This window comes from Bradyrhizobium sp. CCGUVB23 (assembly GCF_024199885.1).
Taxonomy (GTDB): Bacteria; Pseudomonadota; Alphaproteobacteria; order Rhizobiales; family Xanthobacteraceae; genus Bradyrhizobium.
In genome coordinates this window covers 4,467,643-4,493,211 of the sequence record NZ_JANADQ010000001.1, presented here as the reverse complement: position 1 = coordinate 4,493,211, position 25,569 = coordinate 4,467,643, and the positions used below count along the sequence as shown (strand labels likewise).

The window sequence follows — 25,569 nt, the reverse complement described above, 5'->3', positions numbered from 1 at the left end:
CATAACACCAGAGCGAAGGAGCGAACGCATGGCAGATCAGACCGCTAACGCAAACCGTTTCGCGCACGACTCACAGAAGCGCATCACCGCAGCAACAGCAATCGGCATGAATGCCTTGAAGCCGATCATGCACTTTCAGGTCTCGATGCTGAGAATGTGGGCCGATAATATTGAGAGGTTCACGGGCAATTACGAAAAGGGGTTGGACGAAACCGCGGCCGCCGTAGAGGAACAGTCAGACAAGGACCGCGCCGCGTAAATTGACGCGAACGCCGAGGTTATCCCGAGGTTATCCTCAAAGCGGCGGGTTGGCCGACATCCGCCAACCGCCGCTGGAGGCCATGAGCGGACAAGCGAATGGACCGATCAAATGTCGAGCACACTCTGGTAGGCGAACAGAGCCGGGGCTCCGCCGGTATGAATGAAAACAACATCCGTGTCGGGCTGCCATCGCTTCGCTCGAACAAGCGCGATCAGGCCGGCCAAGCCCTTTCCGGAGTAGACCGGGTCTACGGGCAAAGCTTCGAGCGCTCCCGCAAGCTTGATGGCCTCGATGGTTGCTGCATGCGGCACGCCATAAGCCGGACCGGCGTGCCCGGCGACGACCTCGACATGGTTCTCGTCGAAATCGGCACGGATCAAATCGGCTGCGGCTCTTGCGTAGGTGATAACGTCGGAACGCACGCGCTCGGGTTCGGCATCGACGTCGACACCGATGATCCGCGTCTCCGGCATCGCAACCGATGCCCCGACAACAAGACCGGCTTGGGTTCCCGCACTACCGGTGCAATGTACGATCGCGGCGGGGCGAATGCCGAGTCCCCGCGACTGCTCCGCGATCTCCACAATTGTCGATGCGTAGGCAATCGCGCCGAGTGGATTGGAAACACCGTATGGCACGACGTAAGGCCGACGACCTTCTGCCCTGAGCCGGTTTCCCAGTTCCTCAATCGCAGCGTTGCGATTTCCCGTCCACGGTACGTCATGGAGATGCGCGCCGAACAACCGGTTGAGGAGCGCATTTCCCGAAGTTTCGTACTCAGGGGCCGGCGGAGCCACACGACCGTGGTAGACAGCAAGATGGCACTCCATCCCGAGCTTGGCTGCAGCGGCAGCGACCTGGCGCTGGCTGTTCGACTGGACGACGCCACCAGAGACCAGCACGTCAGCCTTGGACGCGACGGCGTCGTGAAGCACGTAATCGAGCTTGCGCAGCTTGTTGCCGCCAAAGCCGAGACCGGTCGCGTCCTCACGCTTGACCCATAGACGTGGCCCGCCCAGATACGCGGTAAGCCGCCTCATTGGCTCGAGAGGTGTGGGCAGGCTCGCGAGCCCCATGCGCGGAAACACCGACAGCTTGGAGGCTAGAACCGATGCGTCTGCCGTCATCATGTCGTCGAAAGTACAGAGGCTGCCGACTTCCGCAAGGGTCAGCAGCGGCCTTCGCCTGGAGGCGCTAGAAAGGTCGGCTCCGGGCCACCTGCGGAAGCACCCCATTGAGTGAGACTTTCTCGCTTCTCGGTTCTGAGTGAAAAAGTGAAGCTGCATTGGGGCAGCGTGGCTGTCACACTACATCGCTTGCTTAGGAAAGGCGTTGGCGCACCTCTGTAGAGGGCGGAAAACCGCCGCCATGTTACAAGGGCACAGAGGGAAGCACTTGTGAGACTGCCACATAGCCGAGAGAGAGCCAGTGGAAAACATTCGCGATCGCGCATTCGAGTTCGTCGAGAAACTGCAGCGGATTCCCGAGACTGCAGGCATCATGGATGCATTGCGCGAAGCGCTCAGGCAGCACGGCTTCGAGTATTTCTGCTTCAGCTTCGTCACCCTCAGAGCAGACGAGCGCACCGAAGATATCATCCTTGGTGACGAGTTCCCGGACGGTTGGGTGAAGCACTATATCGAAAACGATTACGTTCATGCTGATCCCGCTGTCCGACATTCCAGGACGGCGACTCGACCCTTTCGATGGGTCAAGGAAGCCCCCTATGACGCGCTGCTTGAATCGAGGATGGTCGAGATGGTGCAGCGGGCACGGGACTGGGGCCTGCAGGATGGATACGTGGTCCCGGTCGCCTCACCCGCTGGCCGGCTGGGCCAGGTATGGTTCGGCGGCCACGAGGTCGAGCTGCCGGAGCATGACCTGCCTGCGCTGCATTTCATGGCGCTGTACGCGTTTGATCAGGTGCTCAGGTTGCGCGGCACGCCTGACGCGCCGCACATCATCCTATCGGAGCGCGAGCGCGAGGTGCTGACGCTGGCGGCCCTCGGCCGGACGAGCGATCAGATCGCAGAGGCGATGAATATAACCGAGCGGACGGTGAAGGAGCACATCAAGAACTGTTGCAAAAAATTGGGTGCGGTAACCCGCACGCAGGCTGTGATGATTGCGATGCGCGACAGGATCATCCAGCCGTAGTAGCGTTCCAGCGTGAGTGAGACGCCGCCGCCGGATTTGCGACAGGCCGCACACGGCAAGCAGCCTGATCGACCGCAAGGTACCGGCCTGCCGTGTACCGATAAAGCCGTTGGCGTGAGGCTCCGTCCGCTTTGCCCCGCTTTCGATCAAGCCGGCACCGCCGCGCGATATGTCGCGACGAACCAACCGGAAGTGCGATCCTACTCCGGAATGACGATGCCAGCCGCCGCAATCACCGGGCTGTTCCGCGCGATTAAGGACTTGAGCTTGTTGACTGCGCGGATGGCGATGCCGAAGGGGAACGGATTATTCAGCCGGAGGAAGGCGAGCTTCCTCACATAACCCTCGACGTGCCATTTGACGCGCGCACCCCTGCGAAAATAAATCACGTCACCAACGCCATAGCGCTTCGGCGGCATACCCTCGCTCTCAAGCACGATCGAGCCTTCGAGGATTATGATGGTCTCGTCGAGGTCGTAGTACCAGTTGAACTTGCCTCCAGTGCAGGACCAGATGAGGGTCTTGGCAGTGTTGCATGCGCTCGTCGACAGCAGGCGCGAGCGAGCTTCCGGATTGCCTTCAATGATCCAGGATGGCTCAATCGGCGACAGATCGAGCTCCAACCCGGAATGCGCAGCTTCAACCAACGCGAGCGACATTAATCACCTCCAACGAAAACAAAATCGCAGGTTTCAAAAGCAGCCAATGCCACTTTTCCCCGGCGGAGCTGTACAATCAGTTTTTCGGCGGAAGCGGTGAAGAGGGCAGTTTGCCGCAATCACATATTTCGTTGACACTCTAAAGTAGTACCCACTTCGGCGAGGCGGGCAGATGTCTGCTGCCTCCTCTAGTGCATCATCACCTGGACCCCCGCCGTCCGCCAGAGTGCCATGCTCCTTCCTCTGCCTTGGATGCCGGAGTTGGGTCATTCTCGACGGATTCGGCTGGGTCGTCGGCCGGTTGATGTCCGCTTCTGTCCCGTAAGCGGAATGCCGGGCTCGACGCCGATGCGTTGCCCCGGAACGAGGGGTCTCTCGCCTTGATCCTACCCGCCAAATAGACCACCATCCCCGTCCTCACAGCTCACGACAAGAATGGGCGAGGAAACGCGGATGACCCAACTTCCCGGATTTGGCCTGGCCGAACGGGCACGGGCGCTTGCGCCGCTGATTGGACGCGAGGCGGATGCAATCGAGCGCGAGCGGAGGCTGACGCAGCCCGTCGTCGCAGCTCTGATCGAGAACGGGCTTTACCGCGCGCTGCTGCCGCAGAGCCTTGGCGGCGCCGAGGCCGCGCCCGAAGTCTTCATGCAGATGCTGGAAGAGGTCGCCAAGGCCGACGCGTCGGTCGCCTGGTGCCTCGGACAGTGCGGCGTCTGCGCGATGATCGCGGCCTCGCTCGACCACGACACGGCGCGCGAGATCTTCAACACGCCGCCCGGCATCCTCGCCTGGGGCGCGGTTGCGCATGAGGCGCGCGCGGTCGAGGGCGGCTACCGCGTCACGGCACGCTGGGATTTTGCCTCGGGCTCGCGGCAGGCAAGCTGGCTGGGCGCGCATGTCCGCATCGTCGGCACTGACGGCGAGCCGCGCAAAAATGCCGATGGCTCGCCGGAGGCGCGCACCATCCTGTTTCCGGTCGCAAGCGCCACGCTGCATGACGTTTGGCATGCGATCGGCCTCGCCGGCACCGGCACCGATTCCTATGAGGTCAGCGATCTCTTCATCCCCGAACGGTTCGCGACGTTCCGCGACGTGCCGTCTGCGTTGCGCGAAGCCGGACCGCTCTACGGGCTCGGCACCGGCTCGGCTTTCAGCCTCGGCTTTGCCGCGGTCTCGCTCGGCGTCGCGCGGGTGACGCTGGATGCGGCAATCACGCTCGCGCGCGGCAAGCACCAATCACTCGCGACGAAAGCGATGCGCGACAATGCCGCCGGGCAAGGCCTGATCGGCCGCACCGAAGGCGACCTGCGTGCGGCGCGCGCCTATCTCTATGCGACGGCGGGCGCGATGTGGCGCGAGCTGACCGCGTCAGGCGAATTCAGGGAGCCGCATCGTACCGCCGTGCGGCTGGCCGCGACCTGGACCATCCATCAGTCGTCGAAGGTGGTCGACGCCGCCTATCACATGGCGGGTGCGACCGCGGTGTTCCGCAACAATCCGTTCGAGCGGCGCTTTCGCGACATGCATGCGATCGCCCAGCAGATCCAGGCGCGCGACACGCATTACGAGGATGTGGGTAACGCGATTTTGTCGGCCGGCGTCGAAACCAGCTACTGAATCTTGTTTACGCCTTGCGCGCGCCGGGCAGCCTGCCTCGCCAGCCCATGCCGATGATGAGAGCAAGCATCAGAAGGAAGGCAACGGCCGTGGCGAAGTCGACGATGCGGTCGCCTCCCGAGCAGACATCACGATCGAGGCAGGCGCGGGACAAGAGGCCAGCCCGAAGCAGGGCCGCGAGCACGCCGAAATAGAACAGGACGGCGGGGACGAGATAGACCGCCGTCACGAGCGCACGCCGCAATCGAGAAGGCATCGCCGGGTCGTCCTCGCTTCGTTCGGTAACGAATTGTCCCGGCTTGGCCTTGAGCGGATTGCGTATCTGCACGGTGGAATGGGTCAGGAGATCGTGAACCGCCTGGTTGCGTCGGGTGGCGGTCATGGTCAGGAAGGAGTACCAGCCCAGCACGCTCTTGACGGCGAAGCGAGCCAGCGCCTTTGCCAAGCTCAGGTTGCCGCCGTGGTCGTCGACAACGCGCAAATTGGCCCAGAAGTGCCCGAGCGTACCGCCGGTCCACCAGACCAGCACCGGCTCGTAAAGCAGCAGAATTACGACGACCGACACACCGAGGATTCGGGCCAGCGTATCGCTCTGCGCGTTGCTCGCCAGCGCCACGGCCCCGAACAGCAGGGCCATCGCCAGCATCCAGTCGAGCAGGATAGCCTTCAGCCGCCGCGAGAAGCGGGCATAACGCGGCCCATCCGTTAGGGCTTGGTCATTGAGGCTCATGGGTCCGTTCCGATGCTGATCCAATGATCAGACGCCGGACGACGACCACAGGTTCAATCAGGCGACCAGCGCGGCGCCCGCGTCGCCCGGCACGTCCGCCCCGCGCTGCGCCGCGAGCAGGCTGACGATCTCGGTATTGGGACGCGCCTTGCTGAACAGGAAGCCCTGCCCCTCATGACAGCCTTCGGCGCGCAGGCAGCTCAGCTCGGCTTCGGTCTCGACACCCTCGGCGGTGATGGTGACGCCCAGGCCTTTGCCGAGGCTGACGATGGAGCGGATGATCGCTTGCGATTCGCGGTTGGCGCCGAGATCGCGCACGAACGACTGGTCGATCTTAATCTTGTCGAAGGGGAAGCTGCGCAAGTAGCTGAGGCTGGAATAGCCGGTGCCGAAATCGTCCATGGAGATCCGCACGCCGAGCGCGCGCAAGGCATGCAGCGTCGCCAGCACCTGGGCGCTCTTCTCCAGCAGCAGCGTCTCGGTGATCTCGAGCTCGAGCCGAAGCGGCGGCAGGCCGGAATGCTTCAGCGCCTCGGTGACGATCGAGAGCAGATTGCCGCTGCGGAATTGCAGCGGCGACAGGTTGACGGCGACGCGGACGTCGTCCGGCCAGGTCGCAGCATCCGCGCAGGCCCGACGCAGCATCAACCCGCCGAGCGGGTTGATCAGCCCGGTGTCCTCGGCGACCGGAATGAACTCGGCCGGCGAGACCATGCCGCGCTCGGCATGCGGCCAGCGCACCAGCGCCTCGAAGCCGGTGATGCGGCCGCTCGAAAGGTCGATTAGCGGCTGATAGAACGGCCGCAGCACGTCGTTCTGGATCGCGTCGCGGAGCTCGACCTCGATCTTGCGGCGGCTCTGCGCCTTCGCATGCAGCGCCGCCTCGAAGAAGGCGAACGTGCCGCGCGCATCTAGCTTGGCGCGCGACAGCGCCATGTCGGCGCTCTTCAAGAGCTTCTCGGAGTCATCGCCGTCGCCGGGCGCCATGGCGATGCCGATGGAAGCGCCGATCACGACGGAATGGCCGTCGAGCAGATAGGGATCGGCGATGGCTTCCAGGAGGCGTTTTGCGAGCCCCACCGCATCTTCCGGGCGGGTCAGGCCGCTCTGGACGACGACGAATTCATCCGAATTGAGCCGCGCCAGCGCGTCCTCCTCGCGCAGGGTCGAGCGCAGGCGCTTGGCGACGCCGCGCAGGAGCTTATCGCCGATCGCGTGGCCGAGCGTGTCGTTGACCGCCTTGAAATTGTCGAGGCCCAGCATCAGCACCGCGACCTTCTCCGCGTTGCGGCGCGTATGCAGTAGCATCTCGTCGATCTGCTGACGCAGCAGATTGCGGTTCGGCAGCCCGGTCAGACCGTCGTGCTCGGCCATGAAGGCAAGCCGCGCCTCGGCGCGCTTGCGTTCGGTGATGTCCATCAGCGCCAGCAGCACCGCCGGCCGATCGGCGTAGGTCAATTCGCGCGAATAGATTGCGAGATCAATCAGCGCGCCGTCGGCCTTCACATGCTTCCAGGTGCGCGCGGCCTGCTCCTCGCTGCTCCGGCCACTTGTCCAGGGCGGCTCGCTGTCGAAGGCCTGCAACGAGCGGATCGTCAGCTTCTCGAATTCGGCACGGCTGTGGCCGTAGTGCGCGACCGCGGCATCGTTGACGCCGAGGATGCGCTCGTCGTCCAGCGCGCAGACGATCATGGGCACGGGGTTGCCGTCGAACAGCAGGCGGAACGAAGCCTCGCGCTGCTTCAATTCGGTGATGTCGACGCGCAGGCCAATGAGGCCGCCGTCATCGGTCAGGCGCTCCTCGATCAGGATGACACGGCCGTCGGCAAGCTTCTGCTCGTGACGCCCGCCGGGCTGATAGAGTTTTTGCAACCGCTCGGCGAGCCATTCCTCTTCATGGCCGGCTGCGTCGGGATATTCGCCGCGCGCAACGCCGATGCGCAGCGTATCCTCCAGCCGCGCGCCTTCCGCGAACAGATCGGCGGTCCTGTCGTAGATCTCGGCGTATTTCTTGTTCCAGAGGACGTAGCGCCCCTCGGGGTCGAGAAACACGATGCCTTGCGGCAGTATGTCGATGGCCTGGCGCAGCCGCTCATGCGATTTGCGCGCATCCGCGATCGCAGCTTCGGCTTCCGCGCGGCTCTGCACGAGGGCATCGATCTCGACCGGCGCATCATGAAACTCAGCGCGCTTCGACGCGGGCTTGCGCGATCGTCGGGCTGCCCAGGTGAGCGCCGTCCGCTTTCGCTTTCTTGCTTTTCGAGAGCCCAAACTCAACTTCGCCCGTCCCACTCGCGCTTAGCAGTCGCAAGTTGTCCGACATGTGTCTGAAAAAAAAGTAATCTTGAGCGCGCCGCCGGCCGAGCGCACCGCTCTGCGACCGCGCGAATCATACTTTCGTGCTCGCTTGCAGGGCGGCCGCGCATTGACCGTCGCGATAGGCGAATGCGGTGGTCGCTATTGGACGGAGGGGTGGCGCAAAAATGCGCGCTTCCTATGAATCGATTCCGAATACGTGTCCGTTTGTATGCAGGGCAGCGCTATCCCTGGCGTCATCGCACGAATTTTGATCAATCCAACATACGGTTATTGCGGCGTTAAGAGAGGCCGCCGTCAGCCCCGTCGGGGTTGAGTTTTCGCAGAGAACCCAATCGTCCCCCTAATCAGCGCCTGGCTATTTGGGCACAACAGCTTTCGCATTGTCGCGTGAAAACACTGGCGGCACGTCGAACTTGCCGGTCTCCAGGTCATATCTGCAGTGCCAGCCGTTCACCACGCCGGTCTGCTCGTGTTTGCGACCCTTGACGTCGGCATCCCCCGACAGGCCGATCAGAAGGTAGCGCTTCGCCGGCCAATCGACGCCGAGCCCGCGATAGTTGTCCTCAAGCCCCTCCAGCAGATACGCCGCCTCGTGATACTCCGGCGCCTTCTTGATCTTTCGCCAGTCGGGTCGAGACTTCATATAGTCCCACGCGAGATCGCCGAGCGGCTTCTTGCTCGCGCGCACATAGCCCTGCGGCGTTAGGCGATACAGATAGAGCGTCGACTCGCCCGAGCCGGTCTTCTGTCCGCGAACGATCCATTTCAGATCGCTGGTGAAGACAAATCCCGCGGGATAGCCGGCCGGCTCCGGATCAAGCAGCGTGAATGCGCCCTGCCAGCGCGCCCAGAACTGCCATTTCCAGTCGTCCGTCTCCTTGTTCAGATATTGCTCGATCGTCACCGCGCCATCCGGCGATTTCCGGGTGTATTCGTCTTCGATGTTGTAACCCGAGGGCGGAGCTATCGGCGGCGTGGCGGCCGCCGCACTGCAGATGCCGATACTCAAGGCAACGAGCAGGCCGATCCAAGATGTCCCGATGCAAAATGTCCTGTCCTTCATTTCCTGGCTCCTTTGATCCGGTCATGCGATTGGTCGCGCAAGTCCCGATCTAGTTCGTTATGGGCGCACTGGCGGCGGTTTTCGCCGCCGCAAGCGGGCCATCGGCAGTGAACCTTTGCGGCGCGGTCCGCGACAAACGACGGCTATCGTCGCGGTCAGCGGCGCGTGCCCATTGAGATTCCCCATGCCGATCGTCAGAATCCTCCTCATCCTTCTCGCACTCGCCTCGCCGGCGCTCGCGCAGGACGGCGCGCGCGATGTCGCCGCCGCGAAGGAGGCCGCGCAGGCCTTCCGGGTCTATGTCGATGGGGTGACGAAAAAGGATGAGCGGCCTGACCTGACCCGGCCGGAGGTCGCAGCCCTTCTCGGCCGCATCTTCGATCTCGACGCCTTCAACGCGCTGCCCCCCGCGCAGGCGAGCGATCTTGACTGGCTGCCCCACTGGATGGACGCCGTAAACGCGACCAGCAAATTGTTCACCCTCTACGGCTCGAAGTCGGGGCCGCAGCCCGATTTCGCGGCGCTCCAGCGCAACATGACCGAGTATGGCGACCAGTACGCGGCGGCTATGAACTTCATGATCCGCGGTCAGGCGCGCATGGCGGTTTCGATGAAGATGTCACGGGCGGGGCTCGCGCCGGAACAGCTCACGCGCGTGCGCGAGCAGGCGTACGCGGGCATCCGCAAAAACATGGCCGAGTACATCCTCGAGGCCATCTGCTCGGTGATCGAGAGCGGCGGCAAGCCCGCCAACGCCCGTCTGGTGGCGGCCGCTATCCGCGACACGCGCGAGGTCTGGGCGGACTTTTTCCTGCCGCAGGATCGGGCGCGTGTCATCGAACAGCTCGCCGACCTTCCCAAGCTCGTGCCGGACGAGACGGCGCGAGCCGATCTCGCCGTCTTCACGACCGCGCTGCAAGCGGTGAAGTGATCAGACGTCTTGCAGAATGCGCCGGCAACGGCGTCGGGCGCGAACAAGAACTTGCGCTCACGGGGCTGCGCCAAGCGCCTTCAGTTCGGCAATGACGGCATCCCGCTCGTCGAAATCTTGCGGGCAATCGCTTACGACCTGACGGAAAAGGCGGGTTGCTTCATCCTTGGACCCCTTCGTCAGCGCAAGCTCCCCACTGTAGAAATGGACCTCGCAGACTTTGTCCTTCTTCTTGGCGGCGTCCAGATCGTCGATGGCAGCAAGGACGTCAGCAGGCGTCATCTGGTCCATGAACAATCTGATGACAGGCGCCGGCCAGACGGTCATGTTGACCTTGGAGCTGGCTTGCGCCAGACGGCTCGGGAGATTGTTCCGCCGACTGACGATGTCGAGCCACAACGCCGAATAGGCATCCTCCGGAGCATTCGCGCTTGCCCGGCTTAAATCGGCCAGCGCCTTTTCGGCTGAGCCGGCAAAGAAATATGAGCGCCCTCGGAGAACGTAGGCCACGTAGGATTTCGGATCGAGCCGGATCGCCTCATTGTAGTCGGCCATCGCGCGGTCGTCATCGCCCTTGGCGTGATAAGCGATGCCTCGAATGACGAAGGCGTTGGCCTCCTTGGGGTCGAGCCGGATCGCCTCATTGAAATCCGCGATGGCGCGGCCGCTGTCGCCCTTGGCGCGATACGCCAGACCTCGACCGAGGAAGGCGCCGACGCGTTTGGGATCGAGCCGGAGCGCCTCGCTGTAGTCGGTGATGGCGCGGTCGTTGTCGCCCTTGGCGCGAAACGCCATACCGCGACCGACGAAGGCTTTGACGCGTTTGGGATCGAGACGGATCGCCTCGCCGTAGTCGGCGACGGCGCGGTCGTTGTCGCCCTTGTCGTGGTAGGCGCCAGCTCGATTTTGGAAGGCCGTGGCGAATTTGGGATCGAGCCGGATCGCCACATTGTAGTCGGCGATGGCGCGGTCGAGGTCGCCCTTGTCGTGGTAGGCGTTACCTCGATTTTGGAAGGCCATGGCGAATTTGGGATCGATGCGGATCGCCGCATCGTAGTCGGCGATGGCGCGGTCGTTGTCGCCCTGCTCGTTATAGGCGGCGCCGCGATTGTTGAGGGCCATGGCCAATTTGGGATCGAGACGGATCGCCTCATTCAAGTCGGCCATGGCGCGGTCGTTGTCACCCTTGGCTTGATAGGCAGCAGCTCGATTGGTGTAGAAAGCCGCCAGATGGGAGCCTTTCCATTTCCCCGAATTGATGCTCTGCGTACAGTCGACGATCGCGGCCTCAGGGTCCTGCGAACTGTCACACTCGTCAGCGGCGGCGGCTGAATGGCTCAAGAATATCGTGGCGGCAAAAAGCGCGCTCCAATATCTCCAATCTGTGAGACTCATGCGGTGTCCTTGGCTGACCTCAGGTATCTCCGAGTTTGTATCAGTTTTTGTTGTTCCGGTTCACGTTAACCCTGAGGTCTCATTGGTGTATAAGAGGCGCAGCATGAGTCCCTGCCGCCTCACCCCCCTCCCGCTTTTGCTTGTCCTCCTGAACGCCGGCAGCGCGCTGGCTCAGGACAAGGGCAGCGTTAACCCAAAACCGCTGCCGCCGCTCGCCAATCCCAACGACCCCAAGCTCGGCGCCAAGGAGTTGTTCGCGCGAAAGCTGCTGCCCTCGACGGGGCCGGTGCATGTCATCGGCTCCTACGTCAAGGGCTGCATCGGCGGCGCGGCGCAGATGCCGCTCAACGGCGAGAACTGGCAGGTGATGCGGCTGTCGCGCAATCGCAACTGGGGCCACCCGGACATGATCGCACTGATCAAGCGCCTCGCGGCCAAGGCGCACAAGGATGCCGGCTGGCCGGGCATCCTGGTCGGCGACATCGGCCAGCCGCGCGGCGGGCCTGCGCTGTCGGGTCATGCCAGCCACCAGATTGGCCTGGATGCCGATATCTGGCTGACGCCGATGCCGGACCGTCGCCTGTCGCGCGAGGAGCGCGAGGAAACGTCCGCCGTGATGATGGTGCGCGAGGACCGGCTCGACATCGATCCAAACGTGTTCACCCCTGGCCACGTGCTGGTGCTGCGCGATGCGGCGCAGGAGCCGGCGGTGCAGCGCATCTTCGTCAATCCCGCGATCAAGAAGGCGCTCTGCCGCGAGGCCAAGGGCGACCGCTCCTGGCTGTCAAAAATCCGGCCGTGGTGGGGCCATGACTATCACTTCCACATCCGCATGCGCTGCCCGCCCGGCGCCGGCGAATGCCAGAGCCAGCCGTCACAATCCGAGGACGAAGGCTGCAAGCCGTCCGATCTCGCCTACTGGTTCAGCGATAGCGTGCTGCATCCGAAGCCGCCGCCGACCCCGCCCAAGCCGAAGCCGCCGATGACGCTGGCACAAATGCCCGCCGCCTGCAAAGCCGTGCTGCGCGCACCGGACGCGAAGCCGTAACAAGTTCGTCAGCCGGCTGGTCGATCGCCTCCCGAATGCGTTAGAATACGTTGCTGCCTGCCGTAAGTGGGCGGCTATGCCGGGATACGCATCCCGCCTCACCTACCGCCCCATTCGTATGCGCGCGGCGACGGCGCCGCGCCGAGAGCAATTGTGAGAACCCCATGCGCATCAGTGCACGCAATCAGATCAAAGGTACCGTCGTCGAGGTCACCAAAGGGGCGACGACGTCCCATGTCCGCGTCGATATCGGCAACGGCACGATCGTGACGTCCTCGATCACCAATGAGGCCGTCGATGATCTCGGCATCAAGGCGAAGGGTCAGGTCACGGTCGTGATCAAGGCGTCCGACGTCATGATCGCGGTGGACTGACATGCGCAAGCCTCTGTTGATTGCCTGGCTGCTGCTCGGCGCCACGCCCGCTTTCGCGGCGGAAGAGCCGAGCGGCTGCGACAAGTTTAAATGGCCGATCGAGCGGGAGCGCGCTGCGCTCACTGCGCCCGATCGCGCCAAGCTCGCGTCGGGGAGCGAGCAGGCGGCCCTGCCGGCATCCGCCGTCACGCTGGCGCTGGTGACGCCTGGCGAAGCCAGGCTGCCCTCCCCGCCGGAGCGCGCGCCGAAGGACGGCACCTTTGCCGGCTTTGCCAGTTTCAAGACCGCACCCAAGGCCGGCGTCTACACTATCAGCCTCTCGGCAGGCGCCTGGGTCGACGTGGTCCAGGACGGGCATTTCCTCAAGCCCGTGGCCTTCAGCGGCGCGACCGATTGCGACGGCATCCGCAAGACCATGAAATATGAGCTGTCGGCCAAGCCTTTCCTGCTCCAGGTCAGCGGGGCCAAGGAGAATTCGGTGTCGATCGCGATCCTGCCGAGCGAATAGGCGGTCACGCGGACTAAAAGCCGCCTTTGACCTGTTCCACCAGCCTGTTATGGTCCGCCCGCGACATCTCGACTGACCGTAAGTCGGTCGGGGTTGTCGGAACAGCGCTTCCGCCGGTCGCAGCCCTAACCTAGCCAACGCCGTCCTGCGCGCGCCATTTGGGCGCGCCTGCACGCGCGCATGGAGCGCTTCCGATGTCACGCCTTCCCGCCCTTGTCTCTGCTTTTGTCATTCTGCTCGCGGCCTTCGCGCCGGCTCAGGCCGAGGACAAGACCATCACCGTTTTCGCCGCCGCCTCGATGAAGAACGCGCTCGACGAGATCGACGCGGCCTACACCGCCAAGACCGGCGTCAAGTTCACGGTCAGCTATGCCGCGAGCTCGGTATTGGCCAAGCAGATCGAGCAGGGCGCGCCGGCCGACGTGTTCGTCTCCGCCGATACCGACTGGATGGACTACGCGATCTCCAAAAAGACCATCAACGAGCCGACCCGCGTCAACCTGCTCGGCAACAGCATCGTGCTGATCGCGCCGAAGGATTCCAAGATTGACAACGTCACGATCACCCAGGGCTTTGACCTCGCAAAGCTCGCCGGCGACGGCAAGATCGCGACCGGCGACGTGAAGTCGGTGCCGGTTGGCAAGTACGCCAAGGCCGCGCTGGAGAAGCTCGGTGCATGGCAGGCCGCCGAGCCTAAATTCGCCATGGCCGAGAGCGTGCGCGCCGCGTTGACGCTTGTCGCGCGTGGTGAGGCCGCGCTCGGCATTGTCTATTCGACCGACGCCAAGGTCGAGCCCGGCGTCAAGATCGTCGGCACCTTCCCGGCCGATTCGCATCCCGCGATCATCTATCCGGTCGCCGCCACCACGGCCGCGAAGGGCGAGACCTCGGACTATCTCGCCTTCCTGCGCTCGACGACGGCAAAGACGATCCTCGAGAAGTACGGCTTCAAGTTCCTGATCAGCCCCGTAACTTAAGGCTTGCAACTTGATGCTTGCGACTTGATGTCCGCGATCACATCGGCCGAATGGACCGCGATCCTGCTTTCCCTGCGGGTCGCGGTCATCGCGACGCTGGTGGCGACGCCGTTCGGCATCGCGCTGGCGTGGCTGCTGGCGCGGCGTGACTTCTGGGGCAAGTCGCTGCTCGACGCGTTGGTGCATCTGCCCCTGGTGCTGCCGCCGGTCGTGACGGGCTATCTGCTCCTGCTGACGTTCGGCCGGCGCGGCCTCGTCGGCGGCTTTTTGGCCGACTATCTCGGCATCGTCTTCGCGTTCCGCTGGACCGGCGCCGCGCTCGCCTGCGGTATCATGTCGTTTCCGCTGCTGGTGCGACCGATCCGGCTCTCGATCGAAGCGATCGACCGCAGGCTCGAGCAGGCCGCGGAGACGCTGGGTGCTGCACCATGGAAGGTGTTTTTGACGGTCACGCTGCCTCTTGCTTTGCCTGGTATCCTTGCCGGCATGGTGCTCGGCTTTGCCAAGGCCATCGGCGAGTTCGGCGCGACCATCACCTTCGTCTCAAACATTCCTGGCGAGACCCAGACGATCTCCTCCGCCATCTATTCGCTGATCCAGACGCCGGACGGCGACGCCGCGGCGGGACGGCTCGTGATCATCTCGATCGTGCTCGCGCTCGGCGCGCTGATTGCGGCCGAATGGTTCGCGCGACGCGCGACCGCGCGGCTGCACGGGAATTGACCATGCTACGCGTCGACGTCGAAAAACAGCTCGGTGAATTCTCGCTTCAGGCATCCTTCGCCAGCGAAGGCCGCGTCACCGGCCTGTTCGGCGCGTCCGGCGCCGGCAAGACCTCGCTGGTCAACATGATCGCAGGCTTGCTGCGACCTGATCGCGGCAGCATCGTCATCGACGGTGACGTCGTCGACGACACCGCGGCCGGCATCCACGTGCCGGCCTACCGCCGGCGCATCGGTTACGTGTTTCAGGATGCGCGGTTGTTTCCGCATCTGAACGTCGCGCAGAACCTCGACTATGGCCGGCGCATGAACCGCCTCGCGCATGATCCGGCGCAGGAGAAACGCATCGTCGATCTGCTCGACATCGGCGCCCTGCTCGACCGCCGGCCCGGAAAGCTCTCCGGCGGCGAGCGCCAGCGCGTCGCGCTCGGACGCGCGCTGTTGTCCAGGCCGCGGCTGTTGCTGCTGGATGAGCCGCTCGGAGCGCTCGACGAGGGCCGCAAGCTCGAGATCCTGCCCTATCTGGTTCGGCTGCGCGACGAGGCCAACGTGCCCATGGTCTATGTCAGCCACGACGCCGCCGAGCTGCGCCAACTCGCCACCCAGATCGTGATGCTGCGCCAGGGCCGCGTGACATCGTCCGGCGGGGTGAAGGTGCTGACGTGAGAAGGCGATCTTGCTTGAGGCACCTCACCTGCCTCAACTTCCGCTGTCATTCCCCGCGAAAGCGGGGAATCCGGTACGCCGCGGCCTCTCAATAAAATAACTGGCGCCTCTGGAATACTGGATTGCCCGCTTTCGCGGGCAATGACAGCGAGATTGCGTAACGCTTACCACCCTCTCTCAACATTGCGCACGTCGCCGGTGTTGGCATCGACATAGACCTCCATCCAGCGGCCAGCGCGGTCACGGCCCTGGATTTGCCATTCGTCGCCGAGGAACTGGGTGTTCGAGACGGTCCTGATGCCGATGTTGGTAGCGATGCCGAGCGCGGCCTCCATCGAGACCTGGTCACCGGAATCGAAGGCCAAGGCAGGCGCCGACGCGCCGAGCGCAAGGACCGTGACGATCGGGATGATGAACTTTCGCATGGAACCACTCCTGTTGAGTTGCCACGCGGCTAACAGGGGGCACAGGCGAGCGTTCCGTGTTCCGATCACGATGCGGTGCGCGAATGTTCGGCAAGTCGCGGCGGATTGGTGGCGGTTCCGCACGCTGTCACGCTCCGTCGTCGTCCTGGCGAAAGCCAGGACCCATTACCCAAGGGAGAAGTCGCAGCGGGAGATGGTAACTCCGAGTCCTCGTAAAACTGCCGACAGTGGTTATGGGTCCTGGCTTTCGCCAGGACGACACCGGAGAAGCACGTCGGCATCACGCGCCGTCGCGCGCAGGTAGGCACTAAATCCCCGCCACCGAAATCCACAAATCCGCGAGCTTGCGGCGCAGCGCCTTCATCCGCGTCACCGGCTCGGGCGTCTCCTCGTCCTCGGGCAGGCGCAGGCCGACCACGTTGACGCGGCCGCCGGAGATCGAGCGGGCGACCAGCACGATCTCGTCGAGCGCGAGCTCGGCGCCTTCCTTCGGCGCGCGGTCGAGATGGATGTCGAAATAGTCGGCGAGCGTCAGCTTGCCCTCGTCCTCGCTCACCTTGACGCCGTAGATCGCGGCGAGCTCGGCCAGCGTATGCTCGGCGGAAACCATGAAGTCGCCGAGCAGATGCGGGTCGGGCGCGGTGCTCGGCTGCATGTCGACGAAGAAGCGGTCCAGCGACTCGGCCTTTTCCGGCGGCGCCAGCAGGTAGATGTAGTCGCCCGGCGCGATCGGGTCGGCCTCCGTCGGAGTCAAAATGTTCTCGTTGCGGATGACAAGCGTCGGCTTCGACCAGGACGGGATCAGGCCGCGGCGGAAATACAGGCTCTTGGGCCGCACGGCATAGCCGACGAGTTGCTGCTCGAGCTGCCCGGGCAGGTCCAATTCCACGCGGCGTGGGCCGCGTTCGCTGCGCGGCAGCGCGACATGCAGCTGCCTCGCAGCGGGCGCCAGCGTCCAGCCTTGCAAGAGCAGCGAGATGATGACGACCACGAAGGCGACGTCGAAATAGAGATAGGCCTTCGACAGCCCGACCAGCATCGGGATCGAGGCTAGGAAGATCGCGACCGCGCCGCGCAGGCCGGTCCAGGCGATGAAGACCTTTTCCCGCCAGTTGAAGCGGAACGGCGCAAGGCACAGGAACACCGCGAGCGGCCTTGCGACCAGCATCAGGACCAGCGCGACGGCGATCGCGGGCACGGCGCTGGAACCGAGCCGCTGCGGCGAGACCAGCAGGCCCAACAAAACGAACATCACGATCTGTGCGAGCCAGGTCGCGGCGTCCAGGAACGTCACCACCGAATTATGTGCGCGGGTCGGCCGGTTGCCGATGATGATGCCGGCGAGATAGACCGCGAGGAACCCCGAGGCGTGCATGATCTGCGAGCCGCCGAAGATGACGAGCGCGGCTGTGGTCACGAACGGCGCATGCAGGCCCTGCGGCAGCGCCACCTGATTGAGCGCGATCACCACCAGCCGGCCGCCGATCACGCCGACGATCGCGCCCAGCACGGCCTCCTGGACGAACTCCATCAAGACGTGCCCAGGCGAGCTCGATCCCAGCGAGATATATTCGACCAGCATCAGGGTGAGGAAGATCGCAAAGGGATCGTTGGTGCCGGATTCCGCCTCCAGCGTCGCGCCGACGCGCGGACGCAGGCGCAGGCCTTGCGTGTGCACCAGCAGGAACACCGCGGCGGCGTCGGTCGAGGCGACGACGGCGCCGACCAGCAGCGACTCGGCCCAGTTGAGATCGAGCGCATATTTTGCGAACGGCGCTGTGATCAGCGCGGTCAGCAGCACCCCGACGGTCGCGAGCACCACCGACGGGGCCAGCACCGTGCGGATACTCTGGAAGCGCGTACGCAGGCCGCCGTCGAACAGGATCAGCGCGAGGGCCACCGAGCCGACCAGGTAGGTCGTCCGCACGTCGTCGAACTGGAGCTGCCCGGGGCCGGAATCGCCGGCCAGCATGCCGATGACGAGGAAGACCAGCAGCAGGGGCGCGCCGAAGCGCAACGCGAGCAAGCTCGACAGGATGCCCGCCATCACCAGGACGGCGCCGAGCAGGATCGCGATGCTGACCGAGTCGAGGGACGCCATCCGTCGTCACGTGGGAGAGGAAATCATTGTAAAACCATCCTTATCGTCGCCACACTTGCCCGCCAACCCATTTCTGCCGCTCGCGGCAATCTGCCCGCATTTTACGGCCTTAACTCGCATCGCGTGCCGGTGTATCGATGGCCGGGCCGCACCCTTTGTGGGAATCTGCCGCTGCCGCGAATCAAATCCGCCCGATCTGCCGCCAACGAAACCTCGCCATAGACATGGACCTCAAAGACCTCATGGAGTTCTTGCAGACGACGGCGCGCAGCGTCGGCGCCGAGATCGCCTCGCCCTGGTTCTACCTGCAATTCGGCCTGATGCTGGGAGCGGCCGGGATCGCCTGGGCCTCCGAGGCGGCCATCCGCAACCGCATCGACATGACGTCGCTGGCGATGCGTTGGCCGCTGCCGCTGCGCCACTTCATCCGCGTGCTGGTCGGCAGCGCATCCACGGCGGTCTTCACCTTCCTGGTCATCGTCGAGCGCGTGGTGATGTCCCACGCGACCTGGCCGAGCCGCAGCTATCTGTTGATGGTCGCCGCAAAGCTCGGCCTCGCCTGGCTCGTGATCCGGCTTGTGACCTCGGTGCTGCGCAACGCCTTCATCGTCAAGCTGGTGTCGGTCACGGCGTGGTTCGTCGCGGCCCTTTCCATCATCGGCCAGCTGGATGCGACGGTCGATCTGCTCGACTCCTTCGCGATCGTGCTCGGCGGCTTGCGGCTGACGCCGCTGCTGCTGATCAAGGCAGGCGCGCTCCTGATCATCGCGCTCTGGCTCACCAACATCGCCAGCAATTTCGCCGAGAGCCGGATCAACTCTACGGCCGACCTGACCCCGTCGGTCCAGGTGCTGCTGATCAAGATCATCCGCATCGGGCTTTTGACGGTGGCCGTCGTAATCGCGCTCGACGCCGTCGGCATCAACCTGTCGGCGCTCGCGGTGTTCTCCGGCGCTGTCGGCGTCGGTATCGGTATCGGCCTCCAAAAGATCGTCGCGAACTTCATCTCCGGCATCATCCTGCTCGCGGACAAGTCGGTGAAGCCCGGCGACCTCGTCACGATCGGCGACAATACCGGGCGCATCAGCGCGATGAAGACGCGCTATATTTCCGTCGCTGCTGGCGACGGCCGCGAATTCCTGGTGCCGAACGAAGATCTGGTGACGCAGAAGGTCGTCAACTGGACCTACACCGACAAGAACACGCTGGTGAAGATCGCCTTCGGCACCAATTACGACGCCGATCCGCGGCTCGTCTGCAAGCTCGCCGCCGAAACCGCCACAGCACATCCGCGTGCGCAGAAGGGCAAGCCGCCGAATTGCATCCTGACCGAATTCGCGGAGGCCGGGATGAAGTTCTCGCTGACCTTCTGGATCGCCGACCCCGACGGCATGGACAACGTCAAGAGCGACGTGATGCTGGCGCTATGGGACGCCTTCAAGCGCGAGGGCATCCGGGTTCCCTACCCGGTGCGGGAAATCCGGGTCCGCGGCGGCGCACTGCCGGTCGAAACCACCGTAGAAGTCCCGAGTTGAGGCAGCTTTTCGCCGCAAGGCGGCCAAGCTTGGCTTGCATGAAGGCCCGCGATCATTAAATTAGGGCCAGAAATCAAACGCTTCCGCCGAAAAGATTACCTTTCATGAGCTACGTCGAAGCCACCGATACTTCCTTGCGCAAGACCGGACAGATCAAGCTGCATGGCCCGAACGCGTTCGTCGGCATGCGCAAGGCAGGCGCGCTGGTGGCCAAGTGTCTTGATGAGCTCACCGACATCGTCGGCCCGGGCGTGCCGACATCGCGCATCGACGAGTTCGTCCGCGAGTTCGCCTTCAGCCATGGTGCCTATCCGGCGACGCTGATGTATCGCGGCTATCGCTACTCGACCTGCACCTCGCTCAACCATGTGGTCTGCCACGGCATGCCCGGCGACCGGCCGCTGAAGGAAGGCGACATCGTCAACATCGACGTCACCTTCATCGTCGATGGCTGGTACGGCGACTCGAGCCGCATGTATGCGATCGGCCCGATCGCGCGGAAGGCCGAGCGGCTGATCGAAGTGACCTATGAGGCGATGATGCGCGGCATCGCCGCCGTGAAGCCCGGCGCCACGACCGGCGACATCGGCCACGCCATCCAGAGCTTCGTCGAGCCGCAGGGCATGAGCGTGGTGCGTGATTTCTGCGGCCATGGTCTCGGCCGCATGTTCCATGACGAGCCGAACATCATCCATATCGGCCGGCCCGGCGAAGGCGTGCAGCTCAAGCCCGGCATGTTCTTCACCATCGAGCCGATGATCAATCTCGGCAAGCCCCACGTGAAGATTCTGTCCGACGGCTGGACCGCGGTCACCCGCGACCGCTCGCTGTCGGCGCAGTTCGAGCACTCCGTCGGCGTGACCGCCACCGGCGTCGAGATCTTCACGCTGTCGGAGCGGCACGGCGAGAAGCAGGTGGCGTGATCGCCCGCTGATCGTGTCGCGAGGCACCCTGGAACGCGCGGAAGTCGTCTGATAGAGATCGCCAGCGCTGGCGCCGCGAGCTAGCGGCGCGGCTGGGGTTCATGGTGCATGTGGTTCAAGGTCGAGCAGAACCGCTCGTCGGTCGGCCAGAAATATGTGGTTCGTTGCAACTCCGAAGTTGCCGGCAAGCCGGTGATCGAGGAGCGATCGGTCAAAGGGATGGCCGAGGCCCGCAAGGCCGCTGAAATTCTCGCATCGTCGCTCAACGTGACGGCAACAGTGTATGGCACCGATGCCGACGGCGAGTTCGTTCATGGCGTCTGCGAGGTCAGCGAAGGCGCCGCTGTAGCCAGCGACCCGCTCATCAAGCGGCTCTACGCCGAATCCGCCGCAGCATCGTTGACGCTGAAGGACCAGCTACTCACCGAGATACCGGAAGACACCATCAAGGGCTTTGCGACAATGTCCGCCGCCCTTGGTTACATCGTGGCTCAGCATAAGCAGATCAAACGCTCGGCGACGCCGCAGATCGGCTATTCGGCCCTGTTCCGCATCTTCTGCGGCGGCAAAGACCCGAGCACGCTGTCGCTGCCCGCCGACGACGCCACGATCGCAATCCTGACCCGGAAACTGGGAGATCTTCCTGGCTGGATGTGGCTGAGCGACCTTCCCGGTTTCGGCTCCGCCGATCGCAACGCCGTCATCCCGGGCCGGCGCGCGAACAAGATCACCCTCACCATCGACGGCGAGTTGCAGGTGATACGGCCGCGCAGCGTTTTTCGGGGCACGGTCCCGGAAACGGGCGCGCAGTTCATGCTCGTGGTTCAGATGGCAGACCGCCATGTATACGGCCAGTCCCCCCTTGATAGCGTCGGATTGATCTATCGCGAACAGGACGAGGCGGCCGTCGTGTCGCTGGTACGTCAGCTGCTGCGCGAGTCGAACCCATTCAAAGGCCGGGTGGTGCTCATCAACCGCGACCTTCGGACTGTCCGCTCGCGCATGTCAGACCGCTCCTGGAACGATGTGATCCCCCATGAGCACGCCCGTCGTGAACTCGACTTCATCGCCGCGTCGATCCGCAACCGCGACATGTTGAAAACGGAAGGTCTCAGCATCAGGCGCGGACTTCTTCTCTCGGGCCCGCCCGGCGATGGAAAGTCGACGGCGATCGAGTGCTTCGTCAACGACGTCGCCGGCGAGGCCACGATTCTGGTCGTCGAAGCGGTCGAACACATCCGCGCGATTTACCATCTGGCCCAAGCGCTGGCCCCGGCCGTCGTCATCCTCGAAGACCTCGATCTCATGACCAAGAGCCGGCAAAATCCCTATGCTCTTGCGGGTACCAACAAGGACGACGTCACCGGTGAGCTGCTTCAGGTTCTGTCCGGCGGCTCTGCGTATGACGACATCGTTACAATCGCCACGACGAATCATCCGGAAGCAATCGACGAAGCGCTGGCAAAGCGAGCCGGGCGCTTCGATGCGCATATCCGGATGGGCTATCCCAGCGACGCCGACAAGCAACGCATCCTCGACCTTTATCTGGACCGATTCGACGTCAACGACGAATTGACGAGACGCCGACTGCAACAGACCCTGACCCGCGACCTGGGGCGGCTGCACCTCGTTCCCGCGCATATCGAGGAATTCGTAAAGGCCGGCATCAAGCGGGCGCGCCTCGCCCGGCGCCCGCCGGAATATCTGGACTTCGAGCCAGGCATCGAGGCCACCAAGTCAATCGCGACCCAAAAGCCGGCAACGTCTTGAGCGGTAACGACACGGCGAGAAGCAAATTGGCTGATCTCCCGCCACCGCCTCCGCCGCATCGCCTATCGCCGACGAAATGACGATGGCGGCCGCTTGTAGGTCGCGGCAAAGGCATCGTTGAACCGCCGAACGCTGCCGAAGCCGGCAGCGAAGGCAATCTCCGCCAAATTCATGTCGGTCTGGTCGATCAGGCGCTTGGCTTCCTGCACGCGGCGCGTTGCTGCGATCTCGCTCGGGCTCGCGCCGGCATGGCGCATGAACAGGCGCAGCAGATGGCGCGGCCCGACGCCAAGGGCTTCGGCAAGCTCCGTCATCGACGCCCGATCCAGAAAGCCGTCATTGATCAGGCGCATCCCGCGCGCCACGGTGGTGGCTGTTCCCATCCAGGCCGGCGAGCCCGGCGCCGTTTCCGGCCGGCAGCGCAGGCACGGGCGAAAGCCGGCTCGCTCGGCGGCGGCAGCGGTCGCATAGAAGGTGACGTTCTCGGAACGCGCCGGACGGACCGGGCAGACCGGCCGGCAGTAGATGCGCGTCGAGCGAACGCCGGAAAAGAACAACCCGTCGAAGGCGCGGGCACGCGCCAGCCGCGCCCGATCGCAGGTCTCCCAGTCGAGATGCGGTGGCAGTGTCTGCCGGTGCACCAAAGCCTTCGCCATGGCGGGATAATAGTTTCAGCACAGCCCGCCGAGTAGCTGAAATCGGACTCGATCGGTCGATGAGGTCCGAATCCAGCCAGCCTGCGCCGCCGCTTGGGGATCATGGTGCCGAAACATCCCGGAGCAAATGGCATGAGCACACAGGCGCAACAGGCAACGTCGGGGCAAACCTCTCTCGCGTTCGAGATCGGGCTCCTGCTGCTTCTCTCACTGATCTGGGGCAGCTCGTTTACGCTGATCAAGGTCGCGATCCCCACGATTCCGCCATTCACGATGGTTGCCGTTCGCGTGGCGATCGCGGCCATTCTCCTGGTCCTGATCGCTCGCGCGCAGAGACACGCCCTTCCTCGCCAGCTATCGGTGTGGGCGGCTTTTTTCGTGCAGGGGCTGCTGCAAAGCGCGCTGCCGTTCACCCTGATCAGTTGGGGCGAGTTGCATATCGCGAGCGGTCTCGCCGGCGTGCTCAATGCGACCCCGCCGATGTTCGTGCTCGCGATCGCGCTAATGACCGGGCGCGGACGACTGGCGATCAGCGGCCAGAAGATCATCGGCGTCGGCATCGGCCTTGCCGGTGTCGCCATGACGATGGGCATCGATGCGCTGTCCGGGATCGGCACGGCGGCGCCACTGGCCCAGATGGCCGTGCTCGGCGCGAGCTTCTGCTACGCGCTCGCGCCAATATGGGGCCAGCGGTTCTCGAACCTCCCCGCAATCGTCACCGCGGCCGGCGCCATGAGCTGCGCCGCGCTCCTGATGCTCCCCGTCGCAGCCATCCTCGAACGGCCCTGGACGCTGGCGTCGCCGCCGGCGCAGGCGATCGCGGCGGTGATCGCGCTCGCGGTGGTCTGCACGGCCTTCGCGATGGTGATCTATTTCCAGCTGATCCACACGATCGGCCCGCTCGGCACGACCAGCGGGAGCTACCTGCGCGCAGGCTTTGCGGTGGCGCTCGGCACCGCATGGCTCGGCGAGCGCTTTACATGGTCAATTGCTGCCGGAATGGCGCTCATTCTCGCCGGCGTCGTTGCCGTCACGGTGCCCCTGCCGGCGCGAAACAGCGGGAAACCTCCGGGCTGATTATCGCCATCATCAAAGCCTGATCTTGCCATTCCGTTCGCCGATGACAATCTGTCGTCAGAGCAAGGAGAGATTTCGTGAGCACGTCGACGCGCCGTGGCTTTCTCGGATTTGTATCGGCCAGTGCCGCAGGCCTGCTGCCAACCCGCGCGCAGGCGGCGTCCGAGCCCGCCGCGGCCTCGGATGAGCCGGCCTGCATCCTGACGCCGCAGGCAGAGGAAGGGCCGTTCTATGCCGATCCAAAGCTGCTGCGGACAGACATCACCGAGGGCAAGCAAGGCATTCCCCTCACGCTGCGGCTGCGTGTGATCGAGGCCGGGCCCTGCACGGCGATCAGGGGCGCCCGCGTCGACATCTGGCATTGCGACGCAAAGGGCCTCTATTCGGCGTTTCCAGGCCAGAGTGATAGCCACAACGTGGACGCGACCGGCAAGACGTTTTTGCGCGGCACTCAAGCGACTGACTACGCCGGCTGGGTCACGTTCAACACGATCTATCCCGGCTGGTATGACGGCCGCACCACGCATATCCATTTCAAGGTTTTCCTCGACGAGAAAAACGTGCTGACCGGGCAGACCTTCCTGCCCGACGCGCTGAACGAGTTCATCTACACCAACGTGCCCGCCTACAAGGACCGCGCGCGGCAACGCACGATCATCAACGCCAACGACATGGTGATCGAGCGCTCCGATCCCGAGCATCGCGCCTTCTGCGCGGTGAAGGAGGAGCGCGACCGTTACGTGGCGAGCTTGACGCTCGGCGTCGACCGCCGCTCCGACGCGACGGTCGGGCGCGCCGGCCCGCCACCGCCGCCACCCGGTTCGCGCGGCGGACCTCCGCCCGCGGGCGGGCCGATGTTCGGCCGTCAGATCAAGGACCGGCTTGCCGCGCTGGTGCCGGGGCTGAAGCCGGGCCGCTGAACGCGATCGCAATTGACGGTTGCAAAATCGCGGTTCCGCGGCGAAGCTGCGTGCGATGCCCGCGAAGTCCAGCGACCCCTCCGAGAAGCCCGAACCGCCAGAGCCGCCGCACTATCACGGCCATCGCGAGCGGCTGCGCGAGCGCTTTTACAGCGCCGGCGCGGATGCGCTGAGCGACTACGAGCTGCTGGAGATGGCGCTGTTTCCGGCGCTGCCGCGACGCGACACAAAACCGCTTGCGAAGACGCTGATCAAGACGTTTGGCTCGTTCGCCGAGGTCATCCACGCACCGGTGGCGCGGCTGCGCAAGGTCGAGGGCGTCGGCGAGGCCGCGATCAACCAGCTCAAGCTGATCGCAGCAGCGGCAAGCCGCGCGACCAAGGGCGAGGTAAAGAGCCGCAATGCGCTGTCGTCCTGGAACGAGGTGATCGACTATTGCCGCTCCAGCATGGCCTTCGCCGACAAGGAGCAGTTTCGGCTCCTATTCCTCGACAAGCGCAACCAGCTCATCGCCGACGAGGTGCAGCAGACCGGCACCGTCGACCACACTCCGGTCTATCCCCGCGAAGTCATCAAGCGCGCGCTGGAATTATCGGCGACTGCGCTGATCCTCGTGCACAACCACCCCACTAGCACTCTTCCAGGCACGTTCGATCACGCTCAAGCAGGTTGAATCAAAAGCACTTTTTGTACTTGCGCACAGGGTGCGGCGTTGGCAAATTGGGGCTGTT

Annotated in this window: 25 protein-coding genes; 16 read left to right on the top strand and 9 right to left on the bottom strand. The window is 64.1% G+C overall.

Annotated features, from left to right (window positions below):
• The first annotated feature begins 28 nt into the window (after positions 1-28).
• On the top strand, positions 29-259 hold the full coding sequence (locus NLN62_RS20590) for a hypothetical protein (RefSeq protein WP_027520857.1): 231 nt from the start codon (positions 29-31) through the stop codon (positions 257-259).
• A 107-nt stretch (positions 260-366) separates the two neighbouring features.
• On the opposite strand, the gene NLN62_RS20585 is transcribed toward NLN62_RS20590, so the two are convergent.
• Positions 367-1,389: a D-cysteine desulfhydrase family protein gene (locus NLN62_RS20585; RefSeq protein ID WP_027520858.1), complete on the bottom strand. Its 1,023-nt coding sequence runs from the start codon at positions 1,387-1,389 to the stop codon at positions 367-369.
• A 301-nt stretch (positions 1,390-1,690) separates the two neighbouring features.
• Here NLN62_RS20585 and NLN62_RS20580 point away from each other — a divergent pair, with 301 nt between their 5' ends.
• The gene (locus tag NLN62_RS20580; protein ID WP_027520859.1) at positions 1,691-2,419 is read left to right on the top strand and encodes a LuxR family transcriptional regulator; all 729 of its coding nucleotides are present in this window, start codon (positions 1,691-1,693) and stop codon (positions 2,417-2,419) included.
• Positions 2,420-2,619: 200 nt separating this feature from the next.
• Here the strand turns inward: NLN62_RS20580 and NLN62_RS20575 are convergent, their stop codons facing one another.
• On the bottom strand, positions 2,620-3,078 hold the full coding sequence (locus NLN62_RS20575) for a cupin domain-containing protein (protein WP_027520860.1): 459 nt from the start codon (positions 3,076-3,078) through the stop codon (positions 2,620-2,622).
• A 453-nt stretch (positions 3,079-3,531) separates the two neighbouring features.
• Between NLN62_RS20575 and NLN62_RS20570 the strand changes: the two genes are divergently transcribed.
• Entirely contained in the window at positions 3,532-4,698 is a 1,167-nt protein-coding gene (locus tag NLN62_RS20570; protein ID WP_254109987.1) for an acyl-CoA dehydrogenase family protein, read from the top strand.
• 7 nt (positions 4,699-4,705) lie between these two features.
• On the opposite strand, the gene NLN62_RS20565 is transcribed toward NLN62_RS20570, so the two are convergent.
• The 3 genes from NLN62_RS20565 to NLN62_RS20555 form a co-directional block, all read right to left on the bottom strand.
• Entirely contained in the window at positions 4,706-5,428 is a 723-nt protein-coding gene (locus NLN62_RS20565; RefSeq protein ID WP_254109986.1) for an RDD family protein, read from the bottom strand.
• 57 nt (positions 5,429-5,485) lie between these two features.
• Positions 5,486-7,576: a bifunctional diguanylate cyclase/phosphodiesterase gene (locus NLN62_RS20560; RefSeq protein ID WP_254109985.1), complete on the bottom strand. Its 2,091-nt coding sequence runs from the start codon at positions 7,574-7,576 to the stop codon at positions 5,486-5,488.
• A gap of 526 nt (positions 7,577-8,102) precedes the next feature.
• On the bottom strand, positions 8,103-8,810 hold the full coding sequence (locus tag NLN62_RS20555) for a hypothetical protein (RefSeq protein ID WP_254109984.1): 708 nt from the start codon (positions 8,808-8,810) through the stop codon (positions 8,103-8,105).
• A gap of 115 nt (positions 8,811-8,925) precedes the next feature.
• Here NLN62_RS20555 and NLN62_RS20550 point away from each other — a divergent pair, with 115 nt between their 5' ends.
• Complete coding sequence (locus NLN62_RS20550) at positions 8,926-9,741, top strand: hypothetical protein (RefSeq protein WP_254109983.1); 816 nt, start codon at positions 8,926-8,928, stop codon at positions 9,739-9,741.
• Positions 9,742-9,798: 57 nt separating this feature from the next.
• Here the strand turns inward: NLN62_RS20550 and NLN62_RS20545 are convergent, their stop codons facing one another.
• Entirely contained in the window at positions 9,799-11,136 is a 1,338-nt protein-coding gene (locus NLN62_RS20545) for a tetratricopeptide repeat protein (RefSeq protein ID WP_254109982.1), read from the bottom strand.
• Between the two features lie 103 nt (positions 11,137-11,239).
• Between NLN62_RS20545 and mepA the strand changes: the two genes are divergently transcribed.
• The 6 genes from mepA (at position 11,240) to modC (ending at position 15,431) form a co-directional block, all read left to right on the top strand.
• On the top strand, positions 11,240-12,184 hold the full coding sequence (mepA, locus tag NLN62_RS20540; protein WP_254109981.1) for a penicillin-insensitive murein endopeptidase: 945 nt from the start codon (positions 11,240-11,242) through the stop codon (positions 12,182-12,184).
• Positions 12,185-12,348: 164 nt separating this feature from the next.
• Positions 12,349-12,558, top strand: a complete 210-nt coding sequence (locus NLN62_RS20535; RefSeq protein WP_254109980.1) for a molybdopterin-binding protein — start codon at positions 12,349-12,351, stop codon at positions 12,556-12,558.
• 1 nt (position 12,559) lies between these two features.
• Entirely contained in the window at positions 12,560-13,066 is a 507-nt protein-coding gene (locus NLN62_RS20530) for a hypothetical protein (protein WP_254109979.1), read from the top strand.
• Positions 13,067-13,260: 194 nt separating this feature from the next.
• Positions 13,261-14,043, top strand: a complete 783-nt coding sequence (gene modA / locus NLN62_RS20525; protein ID WP_254109978.1) for a molybdate ABC transporter substrate-binding protein — start codon at positions 13,261-13,263, stop codon at positions 14,041-14,043.
• 27 nt (positions 14,044-14,070) lie between these two features.
• Positions 14,071-14,766 carry a molybdate ABC transporter permease subunit gene (gene modB, locus NLN62_RS20520; RefSeq protein ID WP_254109977.1) on the top strand — a complete coding sequence of 232 codons (696 nt, stop codon included), beginning with the start codon at positions 14,071-14,073 and terminating at the stop codon, positions 14,764-14,766.
• 2 nt (positions 14,767-14,768) lie between these two features.
• Positions 14,769-15,431 (top strand): molybdenum ABC transporter ATP-binding protein, encoded by a 663-nt coding sequence (modC, locus tag NLN62_RS20515; RefSeq protein WP_027520871.1) that lies wholly within the window; start codon positions 14,769-14,771, stop codon positions 15,429-15,431.
• A 164-nt stretch (positions 15,432-15,595) separates the two neighbouring features.
• Here modC and NLN62_RS20510 read toward each other — a convergent pair whose 3' ends face one another.
• Both NLN62_RS20510 and NLN62_RS20505 read right to left on the bottom strand, forming a co-directional pair.
• Positions 15,596-15,856 (bottom strand): PepSY domain-containing protein, encoded by a 261-nt coding sequence (locus NLN62_RS20510; RefSeq protein ID WP_027520872.1) that lies wholly within the window; start codon positions 15,854-15,856, stop codon positions 15,596-15,598.
• 307 nt (positions 15,857-16,163) lie between these two features.
• Positions 16,164-17,957: a potassium/proton antiporter gene (locus NLN62_RS20505; protein WP_254109976.1), complete on the bottom strand. Its 1,794-nt coding sequence runs from the start codon at positions 17,955-17,957 to the stop codon at positions 16,164-16,166.
• A 218-nt stretch (positions 17,958-18,175) separates the two neighbouring features.
• Here NLN62_RS20505 and NLN62_RS20500 point away from each other — a divergent pair, with 218 nt between their 5' ends.
• The 3 genes from NLN62_RS20500 (at position 18,176) to NLN62_RS20490 (ending at position 22,185) form a co-directional block, all read left to right on the top strand.
• On the top strand, positions 18,176-19,492 hold the full coding sequence (locus NLN62_RS20500) for a mechanosensitive ion channel family protein (RefSeq protein WP_254113565.1): 1,317 nt from the start codon (positions 18,176-18,178) through the stop codon (positions 19,490-19,492).
• A gap of 104 nt (positions 19,493-19,596) precedes the next feature.
• Positions 19,597-20,415, top strand: coding sequence for a type I methionyl aminopeptidase (map, locus tag NLN62_RS20495; RefSeq protein WP_027520875.1), 819 nt, complete (start codon positions 19,597-19,599; stop codon positions 20,413-20,415).
• A 108-nt stretch (positions 20,416-20,523) separates the two neighbouring features.
• The gene (locus NLN62_RS20490; protein ID WP_254109975.1) at positions 20,524-22,185 is read left to right on the top strand and encodes an ATP-binding protein; all 1,662 of its coding nucleotides are present in this window, start codon (positions 20,524-20,526) and stop codon (positions 22,183-22,185) included.
• 62 nt (positions 22,186-22,247) lie between these two features.
• On the opposite strand, the gene NLN62_RS20485 is transcribed toward NLN62_RS20490, so the two are convergent.
• Positions 22,248-22,841 (bottom strand): bifunctional transcriptional activator/DNA repair enzyme AdaA, encoded by a 594-nt coding sequence (locus NLN62_RS20485; RefSeq protein ID WP_035660743.1) that lies wholly within the window; start codon positions 22,839-22,841, stop codon positions 22,248-22,250.
• 132 nt (positions 22,842-22,973) lie between these two features.
• On the opposite strand from NLN62_RS20485, the gene NLN62_RS20480 reads away from it, so the two are divergent.
• From NLN62_RS20480 to NLN62_RS20470, 3 genes are all read left to right on the top strand, one after another.
• On the top strand, positions 22,974-23,918 hold the full coding sequence (locus NLN62_RS20480) for a DMT family transporter (RefSeq protein WP_254109974.1): 945 nt from the start codon (positions 22,974-22,976) through the stop codon (positions 23,916-23,918).
• Between the two features lie 77 nt (positions 23,919-23,995).
• Positions 23,996-24,838 carry an intradiol ring-cleavage dioxygenase gene (locus tag NLN62_RS20475; protein ID WP_027520879.1) on the top strand — a complete coding sequence of 281 codons (843 nt, stop codon included), beginning with the start codon at positions 23,996-23,998 and terminating at the stop codon, positions 24,836-24,838.
• Positions 24,839-24,893: 55 nt separating this feature from the next.
• Positions 24,894-25,511, top strand: a complete 618-nt coding sequence (locus NLN62_RS20470; protein WP_254109973.1) for a RadC family protein — start codon at positions 24,894-24,896, stop codon at positions 25,509-25,511.
• Positions 25,512-25,569 lie beyond the last annotated feature (58 nt).

Coding starts and splice junctions, on each gene's coding strand:
- NLN62_RS20590 (WP_027520857.1), top strand. CDS start 29: ATGGCAGATCAGACCGCTAACGCAAACCGTTTCGCGCACGACTCACAG.
- NLN62_RS20585 (WP_027520858.1), bottom strand. CDS start 1,389: ATGACGGCAGACGCATCGGTTCTAGCCTCCAAGCTGTCGGTGTTTCCG.
- NLN62_RS20575 (WP_027520860.1), bottom strand. CDS start 3,078: ATGTCGCTCGCGTTGGTTGAAGCTGCGCATTCCGGGTTGGAGCTCGAT.
- NLN62_RS20570 (WP_254109987.1), top strand. CDS start 3,532: ATGACCCAACTTCCCGGATTTGGCCTGGCCGAACGGGCACGGGCGCTT.
- NLN62_RS20565 (WP_254109986.1), bottom strand. CDS start 5,428: ATGAGCCTCAATGACCAAGCCCTAACGGATGGGCCGCGTTATGCCCGC.
- NLN62_RS20555 (WP_254109984.1), bottom strand. CDS start 8,810: ATGAAGGACAGGACATTTTGCATCGGGACATCTTGGATCGGCCTGCTC.
- NLN62_RS20545 (WP_254109982.1), bottom strand. CDS start 11,136: ATGAGTCTCACAGATTGGAGATATTGGAGCGCGCTTTTTGCCGCCACG.
- mepA (WP_254109981.1), top strand. CDS start 11,240: ATGAGTCCCTGCCGCCTCACCCCCCTCCCGCTTTTGCTTGTCCTCCTG.
- NLN62_RS20535 (WP_254109980.1), top strand. CDS start 12,349: ATGCGCATCAGTGCACGCAATCAGATCAAAGGTACCGTCGTCGAGGTC.
- NLN62_RS20530 (WP_254109979.1), top strand. CDS start 12,560: ATGCGCAAGCCTCTGTTGATTGCCTGGCTGCTGCTCGGCGCCACGCCC.
- modA (WP_254109978.1), top strand. CDS start 13,261: ATGTCACGCCTTCCCGCCCTTGTCTCTGCTTTTGTCATTCTGCTCGCG.
- modB (WP_254109977.1), top strand. CDS start 14,071: ATGTCCGCGATCACATCGGCCGAATGGACCGCGATCCTGCTTTCCCTG.
- modC (WP_027520871.1), top strand. CDS start 14,769: ATGCTACGCGTCGACGTCGAAAAACAGCTCGGTGAATTCTCGCTTCAG.
- NLN62_RS20510 (WP_027520872.1), bottom strand. CDS start 15,856: ATGCGAAAGTTCATCATCCCGATCGTCACGGTCCTTGCGCTCGGCGCG.
- NLN62_RS20505 (WP_254109976.1), bottom strand. CDS start 17,957: ATGGCGTCCCTCGACTCGGTCAGCATCGCGATCCTGCTCGGCGCCGTC.
- map (WP_027520875.1), top strand. CDS start 19,597: ATGAGCTACGTCGAAGCCACCGATACTTCCTTGCGCAAGACCGGACAG.
- NLN62_RS20490 (WP_254109975.1), top strand. CDS start 20,524: ATGTGGTTCAAGGTCGAGCAGAACCGCTCGTCGGTCGGCCAGAAATAT.
- NLN62_RS20485 (WP_035660743.1), bottom strand. CDS start 22,841: ATGGCGAAGGCTTTGGTGCACCGGCAGACACTGCCACCGCATCTCGAC.
- NLN62_RS20480 (WP_254109974.1), top strand. CDS start 22,974: ATGAGCACACAGGCGCAACAGGCAACGTCGGGGCAAACCTCTCTCGCG.
- NLN62_RS20470 (WP_254109973.1), top strand. CDS start 24,894: ATGCCCGCGAAGTCCAGCGACCCCTCCGAGAAGCCCGAACCGCCAGAG.